This is a genomic window from Algisphaera agarilytica (assembly GCF_014207595.1).
GTDB lineage: Bacteria > Planctomycetota > Phycisphaerae > Phycisphaerales > Phycisphaeraceae > Algisphaera > Algisphaera agarilytica.
The window spans coordinates 3,706,265-3,725,649 of sequence record NZ_JACHGY010000001.1 but is presented as its reverse complement, the minus strand read 5'-3'; the positions used below and the strand labels follow the sequence as shown (position 1 = coordinate 3,725,649).

General features: G+C 59.0%; 19 protein-coding genes. 2 read left to right on the top strand and 17 right to left on the bottom strand.

Translation table 11 applies throughout. The features are described 5' to 3' along the window. Positions 1–271: 271 nt before the first annotated feature. The 3 genes from HNQ40_RS16145 to HNQ40_RS16135 all read right to left on the bottom strand — a co-directional run bounded on the left by HNQ40_RS16145 (position 272) and on the right by HNQ40_RS16135 (position 2,638). A complete protein-coding gene (locus HNQ40_RS16145) occupies positions 272–1,423 on the bottom strand; it encodes a hypothetical protein (RefSeq protein ID WP_184678850.1) in 1,152 nt (383 codons plus the stop codon). 110 nt (positions 1,424–1,533) lie between these two features. Then, complete coding sequence (locus HNQ40_RS16140) at positions 1,534–1,746, bottom strand: hypothetical protein (RefSeq protein ID WP_184678849.1); 213 nt, start codon at positions 1,744–1,746, stop codon at positions 1,534–1,536. A gap of 307 nt (positions 1,747–2,053) precedes the next feature. Beyond that, positions 2,054–2,638, bottom strand: coding sequence for a plasmid mobilization protein (locus tag HNQ40_RS16135; RefSeq protein ID WP_221435586.1), 585 nt, complete (start codon positions 2,636–2,638; stop codon positions 2,054–2,056). 385 nt (positions 2,639–3,023) lie between these two features. Between HNQ40_RS16135 and HNQ40_RS16130 the strand changes: the two genes are divergently transcribed. Continuing rightward, a complete protein-coding gene (locus HNQ40_RS16130; protein WP_184678847.1) occupies positions 3,024–3,566 on the top strand; it encodes a hypothetical protein in 543 nt (180 codons plus the stop codon). A 475-nt stretch (positions 3,567–4,041) separates the two neighbouring features. Here HNQ40_RS16130 and HNQ40_RS16125 read toward each other — a convergent pair whose 3' ends face one another. From HNQ40_RS16125 to HNQ40_RS16065, 13 genes are all read right to left on the bottom strand, one after another. Continuing rightward, positions 4,042–4,827, bottom strand: coding sequence for a metallophosphoesterase family protein (locus HNQ40_RS16125; protein WP_184678846.1), 786 nt, complete (start codon positions 4,825–4,827; stop codon positions 4,042–4,044). Between the two features lie 9 nt (positions 4,828–4,836). Continuing rightward, positions 4,837–5,991, bottom strand: coding sequence for an alpha-D-ribose 1-methylphosphonate 5-triphosphate diphosphatase (locus HNQ40_RS16120; RefSeq protein WP_184678845.1), 1,155 nt, complete (start codon positions 5,989–5,991; stop codon positions 4,837–4,839). A gap of 10 nt (positions 5,992–6,001) precedes the next feature. Further along, positions 6,002–6,766, bottom strand: a complete 765-nt coding sequence (locus HNQ40_RS16115) for an ATP-binding cassette domain-containing protein (protein WP_221435585.1) — start codon at positions 6,764–6,766, stop codon at positions 6,002–6,004. After that, the gene (locus tag HNQ40_RS16110; protein ID WP_221435584.1) at positions 6,763–7,683 is read right to left on the bottom strand and encodes an ATP-binding cassette domain-containing protein; all 921 of its coding nucleotides are present in this window, start codon (positions 7,681–7,683) and stop codon (positions 6,763–6,765) included. Before HNQ40_RS16110 ends, HNQ40_RS16115 begins: the two co-directional genes overlap by 4 nt. After that, positions 7,680–8,594 carry an alpha-D-ribose 1-methylphosphonate 5-phosphate C-P-lyase PhnJ gene (locus tag HNQ40_RS16105; protein ID WP_184678844.1) on the bottom strand — a complete coding sequence of 305 codons (915 nt, stop codon included), beginning with the start codon at positions 8,592–8,594 and terminating at the stop codon, positions 7,680–7,682. The genes HNQ40_RS16110 and HNQ40_RS16105 overlap by 4 nt, the downstream gene beginning before the upstream one ends. Next, positions 8,591–9,802, bottom strand: coding sequence for a carbon-phosphorus lyase complex subunit PhnI (locus HNQ40_RS16100; RefSeq protein ID WP_184678843.1), 1,212 nt, complete (start codon positions 9,800–9,802; stop codon positions 8,591–8,593). Before HNQ40_RS16100 ends, HNQ40_RS16105 begins: the two co-directional genes overlap by 4 nt. Next, positions 9,799–10,389, bottom strand: a complete 591-nt coding sequence (phnH, locus tag HNQ40_RS16095) for a phosphonate C-P lyase system protein PhnH (protein WP_246403306.1) — start codon at positions 10,387–10,389, stop codon at positions 9,799–9,801. Before phnH ends, HNQ40_RS16100 begins: the two co-directional genes overlap by 4 nt. Then, positions 10,389–10,901: a phosphonate C-P lyase system protein PhnG gene (gene phnG, locus HNQ40_RS16090; protein WP_184678841.1), complete on the bottom strand. Its 513-nt coding sequence runs from the start codon at positions 10,899–10,901 to the stop codon at positions 10,389–10,391. Before phnG ends, phnH begins: the two co-directional genes overlap by 1 nt. Beyond that, on the bottom strand, positions 10,898–11,647 hold the full coding sequence (phnF, locus tag HNQ40_RS16085) for a phosphonate metabolism transcriptional regulator PhnF (RefSeq protein ID WP_184678840.1): 750 nt from the start codon (positions 11,645–11,647) through the stop codon (positions 10,898–10,900). Before phnF ends, phnG begins: the two co-directional genes overlap by 4 nt. Next, positions 11,644–12,393, bottom strand: coding sequence for an HAD family hydrolase (locus tag HNQ40_RS16080; RefSeq protein ID WP_184678839.1), 750 nt, complete (start codon positions 12,391–12,393; stop codon positions 11,644–11,646). Before HNQ40_RS16080 ends, phnF begins: the two co-directional genes overlap by 4 nt. A gap of 7 nt (positions 12,394–12,400) precedes the next feature. Continuing rightward, positions 12,401–13,438: a phosphonate ABC transporter, permease protein PhnE gene (gene phnE, locus HNQ40_RS18670; RefSeq protein ID WP_184678838.1), complete on the bottom strand. Its 1,038-nt coding sequence runs from the start codon at positions 13,436–13,438 to the stop codon at positions 12,401–12,403. Continuing rightward, a complete protein-coding gene (phnC, locus tag HNQ40_RS16070; RefSeq protein ID WP_184678837.1) occupies positions 13,435–14,265 on the bottom strand; it encodes a phosphonate ABC transporter ATP-binding protein in 831 nt (276 codons plus the stop codon). Before phnC ends, phnE begins: the two co-directional genes overlap by 4 nt. 142 nt (positions 14,266–14,407) lie before the next feature. Next, positions 14,408–15,340 (bottom strand): phosphate/phosphite/phosphonate ABC transporter substrate-binding protein, encoded by a 933-nt coding sequence (locus HNQ40_RS16065; RefSeq protein ID WP_184678836.1) that lies wholly within the window; start codon positions 15,338–15,340, stop codon positions 14,408–14,410. A 189-nt stretch (positions 15,341–15,529) separates the two neighbouring features. Here HNQ40_RS16065 and HNQ40_RS16060 point away from each other — a divergent pair, with 189 nt between their 5' ends. Further along, positions 15,530–15,697, top strand: a complete 168-nt coding sequence (locus tag HNQ40_RS16060; RefSeq protein ID WP_184678835.1) for a hypothetical protein — start codon at positions 15,530–15,532, stop codon at positions 15,695–15,697. Between the two features lie 445 nt (positions 15,698–16,142). Here HNQ40_RS16060 and HNQ40_RS16055 read toward each other — a convergent pair whose 3' ends face one another. Continuing rightward, positions 16,143–19,310 (bottom strand): sulfatase-like hydrolase/transferase, encoded by a 3,168-nt coding sequence (locus HNQ40_RS16055; protein WP_184678834.1) that lies wholly within the window; start codon positions 19,308–19,310, stop codon positions 16,143–16,145. Positions 19,311–19,385 lie beyond the last annotated feature (75 nt).

Here is a 19,385-nt window from a genome sequence, read left to right as displayed (position 1 = left end):
CCCCGGCGGACTTGCATAACCGGGGCGGCATATTAAAGAATTGGATTGCAAGCGGATTGCGCTACAAAACTAAGTACGCCTGCTTAATTCATAAGCTTCAACCTCCTCTCTTAGATACCGTAGGATTCCATTTCGTCCTTCCCCCAAATAGAAGCGCGTAAGACATGCTCGGCTTGTAATGCGATCTACGCTTGACCGAGAACAACGCCACCTCTGTGCGAGTTCATTCGGTGACAGATAAACTGATATCTCATTTGGCTTTATTTTGGATTTAGAACGGGACATCACTGCCCCCGATCCCCGGGCTGTCCGGATTCTCCTGCATACGGATGCGCTGTCGAGCATATTCTTCGTCCCAGTCCTTCTCGCCCAGCTTGGCTCGAACATCTGCGAGCATGTAGCGTATGGCTTCGTCTAAATCGGATATGCCCAACCGGGCTGCCAAAGGAGCCATGCAGCCAGCAATGCGAGCGACATACCAGTCGGCCGGGACCTTGGGAATGTCTAAAGCATCCCGCGAGATCGCGCAGGCCGGGCCGAATAGGTCCGCCACCCGCTGAACGTGGTGCCACCAGAGGTGAACCGTGCGTCGCTTGGAGTTGGCGTTGTCCGGTAGCCGAAGCGAGAACCATTGCTCGGTCAGATAGATCCACAGTCCACCGGCTTGTTGCTTCAGGTCGTCGATGGAGTTGATACCCATCTGCCGTAATAAGGCCCGCCGTAGCTGGAACTCAACGCGCCACGCCTGCACAGGCCCGCCCCACAGGGCGAGAAAGAAGGCAGACTCTGGACTCTTGAGGGTCTTCTTGAGTTTGTCGTATATGCGAGCTTGGATCGGCGCTGACTTACGGCCGAGATAGAAGGTCTCTAGTACACCGTCGTTCTCGTAGTGGTTTGTCGAGCGAGTCCGACTGACGCGGTGAGACCGCAAGAAGTCCAGAGTTATGCCAGACTCGATGTAGAAGTCGGCAGCTAGGTCCACTCGGCTGACTTGGACTTGGCAGACCTGACCGTGCATTTCTTGAATGAGGTTGACGACCGACTCAACGACCTGATCCACACCGCGGAGCCACAGCGACTTCGCCGTCGGACTGACGTAGACGTTCGGGAGGTTCTTGGGTTTGTCGAACGGGGCAATGAAGATGTGCATATCGGGGAACTGGAGGTGCCATTTGTAATTGGCCCCCTTGCCGCGAGGCAGGATGAGGCACGGACCAGCTTCTGTATCCTTCCACACCGCAGGCTTGCCCATCCGAGCTTCGGCTTGGTAGTAATTCAGGTTCTTAATGATCCCTTCCCACCAGTCGTCATCCCACGCGACGTAGAGCCCCAGGTCGAGCGTATCGAAACCAGCCAGTAGGAACCGCCAGTCTTTGGGACCTTCATCTGTAATTAGAGCATGGGGTGTTACAGCGTCCCCCATGCTGGAGCCGTACGGTGCCGGTGTCGGCCCCCCGCGAGAATCGCGGGGCCCCCCGCCCCCGTCTCCGCCCGGCTCACCATCTGAATGAGGATGTTTGTCTTTAGGGCTACTCACTTCACACCCCCGTTCTCCAACTGACGGATCAGCACATCGTCACGGACGATGCCGCCCGCACGGGTTAAGAGTTCGACGACATCATCGAATGGCCCTAGGAACTGATTCCCGACATGGGGCGCGTAGACCGCACCGATCCATCGCCCATCCGATTGCTGCGTGACGGTATACCGCCAACGCAAACTACGCGTGACACGGGTTGGCAGCATCCGATGCCACCGATTCCCACTAACTACAACAACAGCCATGGCTGTCCTTTCTGGTGCTTACTGCACCTTCAAGGCCCATGGCTGGCGATCAATCAAGACAGCTTGCGGTGGGCTAGATTAAGTTGCTCAGCGACTTCGCAAAGCTTTAGAAACTCGATCTCTTAAATCCGCAGATGCTTTTCCAGTTCTGATGCTATTGGTCTTTGTGCTAGATTCAATAGCCACCACATTGATTAAACGTTCGCCACGCGTTAAGGCCAACGCCTGCCCATACCTACCAAAATCAAATACCCGATACTCCTTATCGCTAGGCATCACTATCCTCCTCAGTCCCCGCCAAGTTGCTCTTCCGTATCCGAGGTGCAAAAGCAATCTGGTTTCTTCGCGGTTTTTTCCAAGCATCCAACAGCATGCCGACAAACTCAGTCCCTGCGCAGTCTAGCGCGAGCTCGATCTGCGAAAGGTCTTCGTCGGCCAGGTAAAGAGGCTGGACGTCTTCTTTTCGAAACCCCGCTTGCACTAACGTCTCTTCGCGGTACCGCCTCTCCACGTAGCCATCCTCACCAGCAAAACTGTCCCACCTCCATTCCTCCTTCACTGTGTTCGTCACTTCAGGCGGCCCATCATGCCAGAACTCACGAACTCCCGGATTCTGCAGCTGTTCCACAACTAATGCTGCCAGGCGCTTGAGAACAGCTCCAGCTTCCTCGGAGGCGTTCACAGTGTCGGTAGCCCGGGCCACCGCAGCTTCTCGAATGAACTTGGCTGCCGAACACCCTGAAAGTTTCGCAGCTTCATCAATGACATCACGCTGCTGGGGGCTAAATCTGGTGCTGTAACTGGCTGTACGATTTTCTGTCTTTTCCATTAGGAGCTCCTTGAGTTGCAACATATTACAATGCATTACATTGCAGTTCAAGTGGAATATCGCATTTCTCGGATAGCAAATCGTCCGAAATGGCTTTCACCGCCAGTGTGGTAATTGCGACGAGATGTTTCGCATCAATGGCAGGCAAAGCCTCATAGACTGTTTAACAGGGGAATCACTTGGCTGATTGCTAAAAACCGGGCTCCCCCGATTTGAGCCACTACATCGTTCATGGGCACTCACACGCAGAAAGCGCACCCTGAAAGTGGTGCAGACGTGGAAAGCGGCAACCAAGCCCCCTTCTCCAGTTCATCTATTCAGAATTTATGTTCCTTGCGTGCCCGCTTAGTACAGCTAAACCTCGAGTGAATTGACGGGCTCTAGCGCAAGCTCCTTTGATGAATGCCCTATGACTAAAGACATGGAATCCAAGATGCAAAACAATCCAAAAGCAATGGAACTTACCGCGGAGCAGAAGTTCGATGCGTTAAAGATGCGCTACGAGGATCATGTTGAGCTGCTCAGGTACATGACAGCCCTTGACTTGAAAATTTTCTCTGGCGTAATAACTATCCAAGTTGCGGTGGGAAGTTGGCTAGCGACAAGCCCCATCAGCAACGGGGTCACGCTGACACTATTAGTATGCTTGGTTGCCATCCTCTGCGCATCCGGCGCCATCTTGTTGCACTTTAGCGCGAAGCGCCGTATCGAAGCAAGGGACACTCTGAAGAACATCAATGAAGCTTTGGGATTCACTAAAGACGGAGCATATGCACCTGATCTAACAATCAATGCGAAAGAACAGTCCCAGCTTTGGGGGCCGTGGTATACGCTGGCAATCGCCATCGGATTAATCGGGCTTACTCTTGTTGCATTCACCCCAAATCAACCGGACATACCTGAGCCCAATACCGTGATAGAACAAACGAGCATAACTCCCACCTCCCATTAATCTCTGTCAGTTTCGTCGGGGCAATACACCGGAGGTAGGCCTTTTTAGGGACCGAAATTTGTACCCTAAGCTGGCCCCTGTACCCTGAAAAACATGGGAATAATGGTATAATTGGGCACCAGCTCGGCGGTTGTAACCCGTTGAGGTTGCTTGCAGTTACGGACATCCCAACGACTTAGCTATTCGGGTGAATTCCACTCATAACCCGGAGGTCAGTGGTTCGAATCCACTCCCCGCTATTTCCTACACAAGACTAGTCCCTCTGGGCTGGTCTTTTTTCATAGATTCACAAATTTTTCCATCGTAAAGATGTCCCTTTAACCTGGCATTTACAAGTCTCGGCTCAGCTGTTCATTTGTCCGTGGACCTACCCTGATATTGCAGCCGATACCCAGCAGTAACGGTTGTTGAACCGTAAAGGGAAAGTCGAGACCAAAGCCCTTTGGTTCTTGATGAGCCATAGAGCCGGCTTTGTCTATGGATTCCAAGAAGTCTGATTACCGAAACCTTGCAGTGCAATACTCTGAGACGACATTACGGTCAGAATTGAGTATGCATTGAGCTTGGGGTCAGAGTAAACCATCGGCATCAGCGTAAGGAAACCCTGATGCCCGATCGATCGAAAATCGGCGAGGTGGGCATGGCCTTGCACGGCATAAGAGAGATGCTTGTGGGGGCCAATCCTGCGGCGGACTTCCTCCGCGTTACGAAGTGACCAATCGTCGTTCGCGTCCAGACGATGGTGGGAGAAGAGAAGTGTAGGGGAAGTGTTCTTCGATATGGATTGTTCGAGTTTGTCCAGTTCAGCTTCGGGAAGCACGGCAACTCGCCAATCGCTATTGAGCCGGCCGTACGACGAGCCCTCGGGGTTAAAACAGGTATCCAGACCTAAGATGCGGATGCCTTTATGGATGGCTTCGAACGTGGCGGTGGGCTGTCCGATGATTTCAAGTGCTTCGGCTTTGGTTAAACGATCCACGCAGTGGTTACCGAGGCAAAAGTAGATCGGTCGATCAACGCGCCGTAGCTCCGCAACGATCGTCTGCATATATGAACGTTCAGCCTCAACGTCCGGCCCGGAATGGATGAGGTCGCCGAGGCAGACGACGACATCGACGTCGTGTGTCTGAAAGTCGCCTATGGCTTGGCGGACACGGTGCAGGGAGGCACGCGTATCGCGTTTTTCGTTAGCGGCGGTATCGGCGTAATGGATGTCGGTGACGAGGCCGATCTTGAGCGGGCTGGGGTCGGGGGTGGTCACGACAATAATCTACGCATCGGATCGGAACGTGCACCGGCCCCGGGACCAGGTGCGGGTAACGGATGGGTATTCGCCGTCTTCATTCACGAGCAGCAGGTCAGCCCGGAGGCCCGGGGCGAGCAGGCCACGGTCGTGGAGGTCCACGGCTTCGGCGGGGTTGAGGGTGACCAACCGCACCGCTTCGGGCAGCGAGTGGCCTAGCTCGTCACACACCCGCCACACCGCGGGGAGCATCGTGCTGGGGACGTAGTCGCTACAGAGGCAGTCGGCGTGGCCGGCTTCGATGGCGTCGATCGCCCGCATCCCCGAGGATTGGCTCCCGCCACGGAAGACGTTGGGCGAACCGACGAGGGCGTGTTCGCCGAATTCTTTGATGGCCTCGCCCGCCTCGGCATTGATCGGGAACTCGCAGAGACTGACGCCGAGGTCGATCATCATCTGCACCCGGCTGGCGGAGTCGTCGTCGTGGCTAGCCAACGGGACGTCGTGCTGCTTGGCAGCCTCGACCAGTTGCGTGGCCCTTTCCCAGGCGCCGTCCGCGGCGGTCAGCTTCTCGGCAATCACCGTGCCTAGGGCTTCGGTGTCGTAGGCGTAGCGCTTGGCCAGGTAATTGTGGTAAGACTCCATGGTTTGGAACTGGCCTTGGCCGGGCGTGTGGTCCATCAGCGAGAGCAACGACAACACTTCCTCGGCCAACAACTCCTGCAGCACCGAGATCGCGGCGTCGTTCGTGACTTCGTAGCGGGCGTGGACCCGGTTATCGATGCAAGGGTGAAGCGTTTGGGCGTATGCGTGAACCGCCCTTGCGACGCTGGCGGCTAGCTCATCGTTGCGGAGGCCGAGCTCTTTGCCAGAAAACGACAGCGAGTGGTACACCGTGGTGAGGCCCAACGCAGCGCTGCTGCGGTCGATCTGCTGGATGGCAAACGTTGTGGGCAACATGACGCCGGGGCGGGGCTCGATCTCGGATTCGATCGCGTCGGAGTGCAGGTCGATCATGCCGGGCATCAGCACCTGCCCGCGGGCATCGATGTGTTCGTCGGCAACATCGGAGTCGGGGCAGATCGAAGCGATGGTGGAGTCTTCGATCAACAGCGAGCCGTCGTCGATGACTTGGTCGGGCAGCACCAAGCGGGCGTGATGGATGAGGGTGGTACGGCTCATATCGTGGCGATTAATCCAGGGCGGCTTGTTCGGACACGGCTTTGGCCGCATGGTCCCAGGTGATCCCGCCCGCGATCTCGATGGTGGAGTCAGCGAGTGACTGAACGATCTGCGGGTTGTGGAACACCGCGAGGATGGCGATGGGTTCCTGCTTGAGAGAGCGGATGATCTCGACCATACGGTCGGTCGAGCGGGGGTCGAGGCTGGCGGTCGGCTCATCCAGCAACAAAAGCCGTGGACGCACGACCAATGCACGGGCGAGGTTGACCAGTTGGCGTTCGCCGCCGGAGAACGTGGAGGGCGGGAGTTCATGCAGCCGGGCGGGGAGGTTTACACGCTCTAGCGCTTCCCGGGCGTGTTGCATCGCTTGCTCGTATTCGATGCCTTGCTCGACCAGCGGGCGGGCCACGACCTGCAACGCGGTCTTGCGGGGCAAAGACTTCAAGAACTGACTGACGAAGCGGATCTCGCCCTTACGGAGGTCGAGGACGGTCTGCTCGTCGGCCGTGGTAAGGTCAACCGTCCGTCCGTCATGCGCCCGATAGAGGATCGCGCCCTGGTCGGAGACGTAGGTACGGTAGATGCACTTGAGTGCTGAGGACTTACCGCTACCCGACGCACCGACCATCGCGGCGAGGTGGTGGGTGTGGGCGGTGAACGAAAGTCCCTCGAACGCCTGGATGGTGCGCTGACGTTCGTGAAGGGTGAATCGCTTGGCCAGGCTCCGGACTTCGAGAACGGGCTCGGGGTCTTGGTAGACGTCGGTGGGCATCATAGCGCGGCGTTCACCAGCTCCTGCGTGTAGGGGTGCTGAGGGTCTTCGAGGACCTGATCGGTGAGGCCTTGCTCGACGATCTGGCCGTAACGCATCACGATGGTTTGACTGGCGAGGGTGCGGACGACGCTGATGTCGTGGGTCACCAGAAGGATTGCGGGTTGGAGGCGGTCGTGCAGATCGAGGATGAGGTCGATGATGCGGGCCTGCACCGACAGGTCGAGGCCGGTGGTGATCTCATCGAGCAGAAGCACCGGCGGCTGGATGGCCAGGGCCTTGGCGATCTGGACGCGTTGCTGCATGCCGCCTGAGAAGTTGCCGGGTCGTTCGTCGATGCGGGCGGTGGGGACTTGGGTTTCGCTGAGCAACTCCAGAGCGCGTTGCCGGATATCGCCGTAGTGCGGATGCCCCTGCAACTCAGCGGCGTTCGCGGCAAGGACGCGTTCAGCGATGTTGCCACCCGCCGAGATGTTGAAATTCAACTCCAGCTTGGGGTTCTGCCGCACGATGCCGATATGGCGGTCGCGGAGGCGGCGGGCCTGGGCGGGGTTGTAGAGAAACAGGTCGTGGGCCTGGTCCCAGGTGTTGCCGGGCAAGCCGGGGTCGCGGAACAAGGCGGAGCCATCGGTGGGCGGCTCGTCGAGGTAGAGCGTTTTGAGCAGTGTGGACTTGCCGCTGCCCGACTCGCCGATGACCGCGAGGATCTGCCCGGGGTAGAGCTTAAGCGAAACGTTGTTGAGCGCTACGACGCTGCCGGTGTCGGGGCAAATATTCGTGCCGCCGCCCGGCGCGTCGGGGCCGGTGTGTTCCAGGGTGCGTGGGCCAATCGGGCCGTAGACCTTGGTTAACCCATCGACTTCAAGCACAGGCGGCAGGCCTTGCTCGACATCGGTCGGCACTGGGATCGAACGGATCATGAAACACCACCTCTCGCCGTCTGAGATGCGGCCTTGGCCTGTTGTACCATCCGGCGGCAATACTCGGTGTCGCTGCAGGCATAAGCCCGGCTGCCATCAGTCAGCACCAGTTCATCGAGGAACGTGTTGTCCGCGCCGCACTTGCAGCAGACCAAGCGACGGCCGCCATCGTCGAGGTGGTCTTCCACGCGGAAATTGACGTCCTGGAACTCCAACGGCTTGGCGTCGGTGTACGGCGGGACGGCGTAAATCTTCTTCTCCCGTCCGGCCCCGAAAAGGTTGAGCTGTTTGGATTGGTGCAGCTTGGGCACGTCGTAGCGTGGGATCGGCGACGGGTCGATGATGTAGTGGCCGTGGATACGGGTTGGGTAGCGGTGGCTGAGGGTGATCTCGTCGTATTGCACGATGTCTTCGTAGAGCTTGACGAACAGGCGGGCGTAGTCGGCCTCGCCGTGCATCTGCACCCGTCGGGCTTCGTTGGCCTCGACCACGACCAACGCGTCGGGGTAAGGTACCTGAAACACTAGCGTCTGGTCTTCGCGCATCGGCGTCTCGGGGATACGGTGGCGGGTCTGGACGATGCTGGCGTCTTCGGTCTTGAACGTCGGCTCAACCCCCGGGCAGACGCGGGTGATCAGGTCACGCATGTTGCAGGCGTTGACCGATTCATCCGAGCCCTGGTCGATGATCTTGAGTGTGTCGTCTTCGCCGATCATCGAGAGCGTAAGCTGCAACCCCCCCGTGCCGAACCCGCGGGCCAACGGCATCTCGCGCGACGCGAACGGGACCTGGTAGCCCGGCACACACACCGCCTTCAGCGTCGCTCGGCGGATCTCACGCTTGGCCGTCTCGTCGATCAGGCCGAAGGTGTGTTCGCGGTGCTGCGGGGATTGGAGTTCAGCCAAACTCATGGCGAGGCCACCTCCTCCGCAACAGGCGACTCGGTTTCAGTCGACTGCTTTTTGTCGGCGTGTTGTTGCTGGGTCTTGCGGAGTCGATCCAGGTCAGAGGCGAACGTCACGTAGTGCGGCATCTTGTAGTGGACGGTGAAGCCCATGGCGTCGATGCCGTCGATGTGCAGCAGCACAAACTCGGGGTCCTCCGAAGGGTTGGAGGGACCGTCACGCATGCCCTTCTGCAACGAGCGGTCGAGGATGGCCATGGCGATGGCTTTGGCTTCGTTGTGCCCGAAGCAGGCGCCGTAGCCGAGGGTAAAACGCGGCGGGGCTTCCGGGTCGATCTCGACGGTGTCGCCGACGCCGGTGCGCTGGGTCGAGGCTTCGTCGGATCGCTCATACATCGCGATGACTTCGCATTCGGTGATCAACACCTCGCCCGCCTCGGTGGGTTCGCCTGTGACGGGGTGCGGCAGCTCGACGGGCACGTAGCCCACGCGCAGCTCGGCGATGGTCGGGTGGACATCACCGTATCCCCGCATGTTCGAGTAGGCGAGTGCGACGATACCGCCCTGCTGTCCGCGGGTCATCGTAGCCAGTGCCGCCGAGCGATCGACCGGAAACACCAACGGCTCGCGGGTGATGTCGAACGGTTCATCACAGGGTTCGGGAGCGTCATCGACCAAGCCCTGCTCCCGCAGGAAATCCAGGACCTTGGGCAGAGGCGACTCCTCGGCCGACTCCGTTGAATCCACATCAAGCCCGTCAGTCCATTGCATCAGCTTGTTGCGGAACGACTCACCCGATTCATCGAGTAACTCCCAGTTGAACAATCGCTGGGTGTAGTCGGGCGTGGGGCCAAGCATCTGGCCTCCAGGGATGTCCTTGAACGCCGAGCTGATCCGCCGGATCAGCCGCATCTTGCGGGTGTCGATCACCGGCGTGTTGGCGATGCGCGGCCGGGTCGAGCGGGAAGCACGTAACAGAAAAGCCGCCTCCATCGGATCGCCCAGCGATTGCTTCACCGCCAACGACGCGAGCTGCGTGTCGTAGAGCCCGCCTTCGCTCATCACCTGGCTGTGCAGAAAGTGGAGCTGGCGCTCGATGGCTTGAGGTGAGAGCGGCGGTTGCCCTTCCGTGCTGCCGCGTGTACGCAGCACCTGCAACAGCTCGGCCGCTTCGCGGATGGCGTTCTCGCCGCCCTTGATGGCCACGTAACTCATGCCCGCCCCCCTTCTGTTGAGGGAGCTTCGATAAGCGACCGCATCATCGTGGTCCGAGGTATGGCTGTGATGCGTGACGCGTCGCAAAGGATCAGGTCGACCCCGGTGGGGTAGGCCGAGATCCACTGCTCGCGTTGGGCGAACCAGGCCGTGTCGAAACCAGTGAGATTCAGGGGTTGCGTGGACTCTACACCCGGGCCCGACAACTCGAAACGGGTGTGCCCTTCAACGATAGAACGGCCGCCCAACACGAGCGTTGCCCCTTCGTGCGGGTGATACACATCGCCGAGACGAGGCTTAAACCCATCGGGCGGAGCCAAGTCGGCCTGGAACAACACAAAGTCGGCGTCATCGGCCGTGGCCGACGGAGCTTCGAGACGCAGCTGGTCCTCGGGACTGATCAGGCCGTCCGCATCACAGAACGACGTACTGGTATCCAGCAGCGTCGCCAACACCGCCAGCGTGGCGGGTTGATCGCCCAGTTCGACAGGCAAATCAATCACCCGTCCGGGGAAGCTATGGGCCTCGAGCAGCGCGCGATAGACACGTTGCTGGAGAGGTGGCTGCCAGATCGGATCGAGCGTCATCACGCGTCGGCCCCGCCTTCCGCGCTGCCGGATTCGTCTTGCTGGTTCATCAACGCAAACGACACCCGGCTGCGCTCACGCATCCCGCGACGCACCGCCGCATCCTCCCGGGATACCGCTGCGCCCTCGCAGACCAGCGATGCAACTTCCGAAGTCCCCTCCACTTCCGCCGCCAACACGCCGTCACACACCGCGATCGCCACCGCCAACGCCTCATGGTCGCGCATGATCTGGCAACCCCCTTCGTGTTCGGTGCCGTTCGGCCCGTTGAACACAACGTGGGCCGACGACAGCGGGATCTCGCCGAGGTTAAACGCCTGGCTCTGCACCGAGTCGCGCAGCCGCATCATCGCCAGCCCCGACTTAGGCACACGTTTCATGCGTACCCCGTGCCGTTCCGCCAAGGTCTCAGCCAACGCGATGACGCGTGATTCCTCGACACGCAACAACGCCGCCGCCCAACGCGAACGGTCGATCGATCCATCGATTGAAGTGGTGCTGGCTTGGGTCACGGCTCTACTTTCAACTGCACACTATCGGCCCGGAAACGCGAGATCACATACTCCACCGGCTGGCCACTGCTCACCTCGACGTTCAGGCTCTTGACCCGCAAGATCGGCTGCTTGGGCGACAGCCGCAGAGCCATCGCGTCTTCGTCCATCGGCAGACGCGCGGTGATTAGGCTTTCCATACGCTTGAGTTCGACGCCGAATTTTTCGCGTAACGCACCGTGCAACGACCCGCCGTCGTATTCCAAGTACAGCGGCTCGTAAGGATCGGCGGCAAAGAAGTGTGTGGTCAGCAACACCGGCTGATCGTTGACCAATCGCAGTGCATCGAGCTGAACCACCCGGCTGAGCGGCTCGATCTTCAACCAACGAGCCACGCCCTCGGACGCCGCGGTCATCCTACGCCCGATGACGATCGATCGGGCCTGATGCCCCAGCGATGTCACGGTTTCGGTAAACCGGGTCTGGCTGTGGATCTGGTAATCCATCGGCGGCTGAAGCACCAACGTCCCCCGACCCTGCTGACGCCAAACCAGATCCTCAGATACCAATTCATCGATCGCCCGACGGATGGTGTGGCGGTTCACCCCGAACCGCTCCGCAAAGCTCGACTCGGTCTCCAGAAAGTCGCCCGGCTTGTGATCCGCGATGATTTCTTCCCGGAGGATCGCTGCGATCGCTTCGTAGCGCGCCTGCTTCTGTGGGGCGTCTTCGTTCGCGCTGAGGTTTACGGCAGATTTCTTGGTCATGCGTCGGCCTCCTTGCCCCGCAAGAACAGGTTCATGAATCGCGTGGCCTCGGGTGAGGTCAGGTCGCTGACCACATCCTCAGCCCCCGCTTCACGCAATTGATCCGCATCATAATCCCCGGTCGCCACGATCAGACTCGGGCAGCCGTTGGCCCGGGCACACTCGATGTCGCGGGGCGTGTCGCCGATGATCAGCGTCGACTCGATCTTGGCTTGGGGGCAGCGTAGCCGGGCAATGCCGACCAGATCGGCCCGGCGTTCACCGGTGCCCCCGAAGCCGTTGGCTTTGAACACCGAGAAGTCCAGGCCGATGGCGGGGATCTTCACCGCCGCCGCACTGGCGAAGTTGCCGGTCACCAGTCCTAGCGTCACGTTTTCGATTTCCGCTAACCGCTTAACCCAAGCCACCGCTCCGGGCATGACGCGTTGGCCGTCCAGTTCGCTTTCCAGTTCGATCGCATACTGCGTCCGGAACTGATTGAACTGCTCGGCAAGTAAGTGTTGGCCGAGCCGGTAAGCCGCATCCATCAAGATGTGCGAGTCCAGCCGGCCCGACCGGTCGATCCCTTCGAGATCAAAACGCTCGCCAAACACGGTGCGTCCCGCGCGTTCCATCGCCCGACGGTTCCCGCCACAGGTGTCGAGCAACGTGCGATCGATATCGAATAAGATCAGCCGAGGCTCGGCCGCGGCGGCGGGCCAACGCACCAAGCGTTCTTCCAGAGAGTCAAGGCGAGCAGTCTTCATAAGCGGTTCAGTCGGTATCAATCAGGCGTTTACGGAGATACTGGCTCATACACTCGAGCAGGTAAACGGTCACGAAAATCGCCAGCAAGATCGTGGTGACGTGGCCGTAGGCGAACATGTCCCACCGGCCTTTGAGTTCCAGCCCGATCCCCCCGGCTCCGACGATGCCCAGCACTGTCGCGGTGCGGACGTTGCGTTCGAGGATGTACTGCACGTAGGCCACAAACTGCGGCAGCACATGCGGCAACACCGCAAAGCGGATCACCTTGAGCTTGCCCGCACCGGTCGACGCCAAAGCCATCTGCGGCCCGGGGTCGGCGTTCTCGATGTCATCCGCAAAAAACTTGCCCAGCAAACCGCTGGTGTGCAACCCCAGCGCGACCATACCCGCGATCGGGCCAAAGCCGAACATCAACACGAAGAACAACGCGGTGATCAGCTCCGGCATAGCGCGATTGAAGCTGCAGATGCCCCGCGAAAGGTGATACAAACCGATCCACGGCGTGTAGTTCTTGGCTCCAAAAAACGTTAGTGGGATCGCCACCAACACCGCGATCACCGTGCCCCAGAACGCCATCTCGATCGTCTCGATCATCAGCATGGCGACCCGGCCGAGGTAGCCGATAGGCTGAACGAGGTATTCGATAGTCACCTCGTGGTTGATCATCTGCATCGCGTCGGTGTCGAACTCCGGCTCGATCTCGGTCCGCGTTTCGAGATGGCTGAGCCACGGCAAGTTGTTACGGTCGAAGTCTTCCAGCCGTAGGACGGGCGTCTCCTTGGACAACACCAAGGGCCAACCCTTTTCAACGTAATTCGTCGCACCGGTCGCAACCTGCGAAGTCTCGGCGAGGCCTACGCTGTAGCCCACAGCCTGCATCAACTCCTTCATGCCGCGGTCTAGCTCAACGTTCTGGAACGACCAGCCAAGTACAACGAAACCCACGAGCAAGCCGAAGATAAACTTCTTCGAGTACGGCTGACGAAGCTTCCACTCGGTAGGCGAATTCGTCGCAACAGGATGGGGGAGTGGAACCTGGCTCACGCGGGGGCGACCTCCAGGCCGGGCATCGACACCACCGCCTCTTCATGGGACCGGGGCTTGGATGTCGAAGCCGACTGGCTAGAGGTGGGCGTCCCGTCGTAGATGTGAGCCAGCATCGCCTCGTCGAGTTCGCTGGGCTTGCCGTCAAACACCAGCTTGCCCTGACGCATCGCCACGATCCTGTCGGCAAACTCGTGGGCCAAGTCGACCTGGTGCAGGCTGCACAACACCGTCGCTCCGGTTTCGTGGGCGGCACCACGCAGAAGACGAAGGATGCCACGGCTCGTCGACGGGTCCAAGCTGGCGACCGGCTCGTCGGCTAAAACTAAATCGGGATTGCGGATGAAGGCCCGGGCGATTGCCACCCGCTGCTGCTGGCCGCCCGAGAGCTTGCCCGCCTTCTGATAAAGCTGCGACTCCTTCAACTCGACCTTCCCAAGGAGCTCACACGCCCGCTTTCGGTCTGCCGAGGCAAAGAGCTTGAGCATCGATCGGAGGAAGCCGAGCTTCGGCAGCATGCCCGACAACACGTTGTCCAGCACGCTGAGACGTGGGACCAAGAAGAACTGCTGGTGGATTGTGCCGATGCGGTTCTGGATCGATCGGCGATTGCGGCGTGTCACTAGCTCACCATCGAATGACACTTCACCATTCGTTGCTTGCGTCATACCGTTGATCACACGGAGTACAGTCGATTTACCCGCCCCCGAAGGCCCGAGTAACACACAGAACTCCCCCTTCTCTAGCTTGAGGCTCACGCCTTCCACCGCGGTCACCCTGCCCTGACGCGACTCATACACCTTGTCGATTGCACGGAGTTCAAGCATCGTTTTACCTTCGCAGTACTTCTCTCAGGCAGGCCTATGCCCATCGGGCGAGGCGGAAACCTTCCACGGCGGTCCCCCGCCGCAGAAGATGCTTTCGATTAACTCGAGCATGCCCGAATGCGGACACGCCGATTGGCAATCATTAGTTCTCGCCTGCTTTTTCAAGCATCTCAGCCTTGAGCTGGTCGGTGACCGCGGCGAGCTTGGTCATCGCTTCATCGAAGGATTCTTGCGGGAAGGTGGTGTCGTAGCGGTCGTACTTCTTGCCGCCGTAGCCGCGGATCATCTCGGGGGTCACGCCCGGGGTCTCGTGGATGTTCTCAAAGGCTTCAATCAGCGTGGCCTTGACCTGCGGGTCGAGGTTGGGGTGCATCGCCAGGGGCGGGTTGGGGATCGGATCCGACTTCATCAGCGGCACAATCACGGCCGGATCGACAACGCCGTTCTTGACCGCCTTCTCATAAGCGTTGAAGGAGCAAGCACACGCATCGACTTGACCTTCAACCAGAGCGGCGATGGAGTTGGAGTGGCTACCAGTGATATAGATGTTTGAAAGATCCTTCACCGGGTCCACGCCTCCAGCCAGAAGCATCGCCACGGGGAAGTTGAAGCTCGAAGTCGAGTTCACATCGCCAAACGAAACCGCCTTGCCCTTGAGTCCTTCGAGGGTGGTGATGCCCGAATCCTTACGTACAAACAGGCCCGAGTAGTAGGAGCTCGACCCTTTCTTCACCGACACAGCCAGAAGCTCCGCGGCGTCACGCTCCTTAGCCTGGTGCAGGGTCACCGCACCGAGGAAGGCGATGTCCACGACACCGCTCTCCATGCCTTCGACCACCGCAGCGTACGAGCTACCGACCCGCAGGTCGAAGTGTAGTCCATAGTTGTCGGTAATCGCGTTGAAAATAGGCTGAAAATCGTTCTTGGTCGTGTCCGCACCAGTATCCGCTGGGATCAACATCACACGCAACGGCTTGTCCGACGTACCCGTTGGATGCTCACCAGCGGTGGCAGCAGACATCCCTACACCAAGCGACAATACCCCGACGGCGATTCGTTTTAATAAATTCCGCATAACGTATCCTTTCCAGCCTCGTTAGCTGGTTTTGTTAGGTAAGTGAGAGCATTTGGTTACGACTAGCCCGCACGATGAAATATGACTTACCGACAGATCAAGCCTGTTCGCTCAACGTTGAGATGAGAAAATAGCCCCGAGATGTTTGTTGAGAGTGAGCCAAGTGTTAGCAAACCAAGAAATGTCTAGATGAATTTTGGATTCAGCCAGCAGTCATATTTCAGTATCTGGTTACGCGTGCTGATCGGCTGGCTGGAGGTTGCGCAAGCCAATAGCAGCTACGCCAAGGGTCGCTATAGTGAGCGAATGAATAAAAGCTACAAGCAGACTCATATCTGCTCGCAAATTACCCCATAAACTGCCCCATGCGGTTTGGAGAACACGGTGTACATGGGACAGGCTGTTGAGAGTGCCTAACCCTCATTCACGGCTGTAATTGCTCTGGCAGTAAAGATTTGCGAAATACCTCCAAGGGTCCCTCATAACCCGGAGGTCAGTGGTTCGAATCCACTCCCCACTATTCGTTTTGATGAAAGGACTTGCAGCAATGCGAGTCCTTTTTTTGTTGGTAAACATGGGCAGTATGTGACCTCTCTTAAAATCTTGATCCACGCGTTGTGAGCGAATCTCACCGGCCGCAAGCCGGAAAGGATTCTCAGGATGAATAAGCGACATCCTGTCGAACAGATCGCGGCGATGCTAAGTCGGGTCGACGTAGAATTTGGCAAAGGTTTGAAGGTGCCCGAGGTTTGCCGACCGTTGGGCGTGAGCGGGCAGACGCATTTCCAGCGGCGGCTGGCCATTACCGTCTGCGCGATAGACCTAACAAACCGGCGAACAACACAATCGCCGTGCAAGGCTCGGGGATCAACAAGCCTTGGGCCGATGCTCTGCTGGCCCCGAAATTATCTGCCCAGATCGTGTAGTCCGCCGCATCGACCACGCCGTCATTGTTGCCGTCGGCATCGAGCAGCGTAGTTGAGCCGAAGTTGTCGGCCCAGACCGTATAGTCCGCCGCATCCACGCTGCCGTCATCGTTGTAATCGCCGGCGAGGATCGCGATCGTGCTGACCAGAAGCAGACCTGTGCCGTTGAAGAAGGCCGACTCATTGTCGGCCCCGGAGCCGATCGAACCCCAGGTACCGATGGCCTGAGACACACCATCAAAGAACAGTTCATCGATCGAGTCGATTCCGGCGAAATCCAAGTCGAAAACCGCACCCGTGGTCAGGTAGACGTCAGCCGATTCCTCTAGGTATGCCGACGTGATGGTCAGCGTACCACCTTCAACGATCGTATCGCCTTCGTAAGCGTTGCTGCCCGCAAGGACCACGGTACTGGTTCCCGACTTGGTCAGGTTCCGAGGATCGTAGTAGTCGCGGATCTGACCGTTAATCGTCACCGACACGTCGCCGTCGCCGCCTACAGTGAGGTTATCGTACATGACCACGTCTAGATCGATGCCGTAGGCGAAGCTGTTGGCCCCGTCGTTGGTTGCGTTAACTGCTATCTCCGGTCCGTTCCCGTCGAGGTCGTCGGTGAAGAGTAGCTCGTTGCCCTGGATTGTCGCCGTCTGGTTCGACGCGCCGCCGAAAGTGCCGCTGAGGATCATCTTATTCAACATGAACTCCAGCCCCGTCTCGCGGACCATATCGTTATTCGAGATGTAGCTGAAGGCGTCAGTCGTTCCAAATTCCAGTACCGCACCAGCGAAGGCATCGGAGTTGAACATTGTTTCGACGTTAGACGTACCGCCTTCAAACCATCCTTCGCTGCTCGACCAGTTGGTAGCCGTCGACGGTGTGCTCTGCACCGTGGCGGACAGCGACAAAACGTCGAGTCGGGGGAAGAGCGTACTTCCACTCAGGTCCTCAAATACCATGCCAAGGAATAGCTCCTTGCCGATGTCGGCCGCTGTGGTGGTGTAGAAGTTGTTGGCGGAGAAAGTCGTCCACTGACCATCGTTGGCTCGGTCAACGGCGTAGCTGGTGCTCGCGATCTCGGTGATGTCTCCTGTATCGAGCGAGCCGTCTACCGCGACCGGTGAGGTGAAGAGGAAGACCCGCATGGTCTCGTCTCCGTTCCAGTTAGCGAGGGCTCCGCCAGCCCCGAAGTCGTAGGTCAGGGAGAAGGTCTCGCCGGCCGTTGCAACGGTATGCCCGGTGTTGTTGACCTGCGTCCGGTCTTGAAATGGCATCGCGGCCCGTGAGCCCGCTTGCGAGCTTCCGTTGGTCTGGGTGGTGCTGGAGAAGTTGATCGTCTCTGTCCCACCGGCGTTGAACCAGTTGGCGTGGTTCGTAAAGTTCAGCGAGCCAGATCCAGCCCCTGGGGCCTCGAAATCGCCGTCACCGGTAGCGCCGTCGATGATGGTTAAGTCGCCCCCGGCCCCGCCGCCCTGGGTCGGGTTAAAAACAAAGTGATCAAAGGTGTTGATCGTGGCCTCTGCAGTTTGGCCGAGGATCGCATAGCGCTGCTTGTCGAACTCGACCTCATGATGGGTGAGGTCACGCTCGAGCTCAGCGACCAGGGCCGGGTTCGACCCGGCGATATTGTTGGTCTGGCCGATGTCAGTGGCGACGTTGTATAGCTGATGATTGCTCGTTGAGCTTCCGCCGTTATTCACCAGCCGGAGATCGCCTTTTATGACGGCGAACTGCTTACGGTGGCGGTTGACAAGTACCTCGTGAGGGTCGGAGGTGTCCGTACCATTGATGAAGGGCAGTAGGTTGACGCCGTCGATCCCAGTGTCACCGGGTCCGAAGGTTCCACCCGCGGCGGCGAATGCGGTGGGCAGGATATCCACACCGTGTACATTCTTGTCGTAGGTCGTGCCGTGGACTGCGGCGTCGACACCGGCCCCCGCGATAATCATCGGGACGCGGATGCCGCCCTCGAACGAGGACCCCTTCCCCGCCCGCAGCAGGCCATTGTCTGCACCGTTGGGCGAAGATGAGCCAGAGTGCGCGCCGCCGTTATCGTTTACGAAGATCACCAGCGTATCATCCTTGATGCTGTCGCTGGAATTGCCGTCGCCGTTAGGGTCATCGAGACGGTCCATCATCCGGCCGATCTCTTTGTCCATCGTCAGCATCATCGACGCATAGGTCTTCTGGATGCCAGACAAGCCCGCGATACGCGGGTCGTTAAAATCCGGCGAATTTTGCAGCGGTGTATGCGGAGCCGTGAACGACTGGTAGAGTACGAACGGCTCGGCGTCATCGTGGTGGTCGGTGATGAAATCGACGGCGAAGTCGCCCATCGTGTTGGTGAAGTATTCGCCGCGATGGTTGCCTTCGATCACGGTGTCCGTGAAAGTCCCGTTGGGTTGGGTAATGACTTCGCGAAGCAGTTGCGTTGGTTGCAGGTTTGTGTTGCCAAGGTTGTAGTTCCGCGAGCCGTGCCAGATGCCGTAGAACTCATCAACGCCCTGGGTCTCGGGGCGATTGCCCTGCGGCCCTGCGACGCTGCCGAGGTGCCACTTGCCAATCGCGCCGGTCGTGTAGCCCTGGCCGCCCATCCGGTCCCACAGCGTGGTCGCGCTCGCCGGCAAACCTTGAATGTTGTTCCCGACAACTTCGTTGCCGATACGGTTCTGGTAGCCACCGGTGATAATCGCCGCCCTTGTTGGTTGGCAGGACTGTCCAACGTAGGCCCGCGAGAATTTGACCCCCCGGGCCGCCAACGCATCGAGGTTCGGCGTCGGAATAGGGCTTGGGGTCGGGTTGCTGCCGTCCACGCCATCCATGAATCCCCAGTCTGCATAGCCCGCGTCGTCGGCGACGATCACGATGACATTGGGTTGCGCTACCGCCTGTCCGCCGTTCCCCACCGCAGAAAGAACGGAAACCAAACCGAACACGCAACCGGGCCATAGTTTTGTCATAGATGCTACCTGGATGAGGACGGCCTCGAAGTCCGCCGCCAATGAATAAAAACAGTGTTTCGTTATGAGTCTTTCACTGACATACAACTTGCGCGGGGCTAGACCTGAGTGCACAGGTCGGTCCGCGAACGTGGTTTAACTGCCGTTCAGGACAAAGATTCG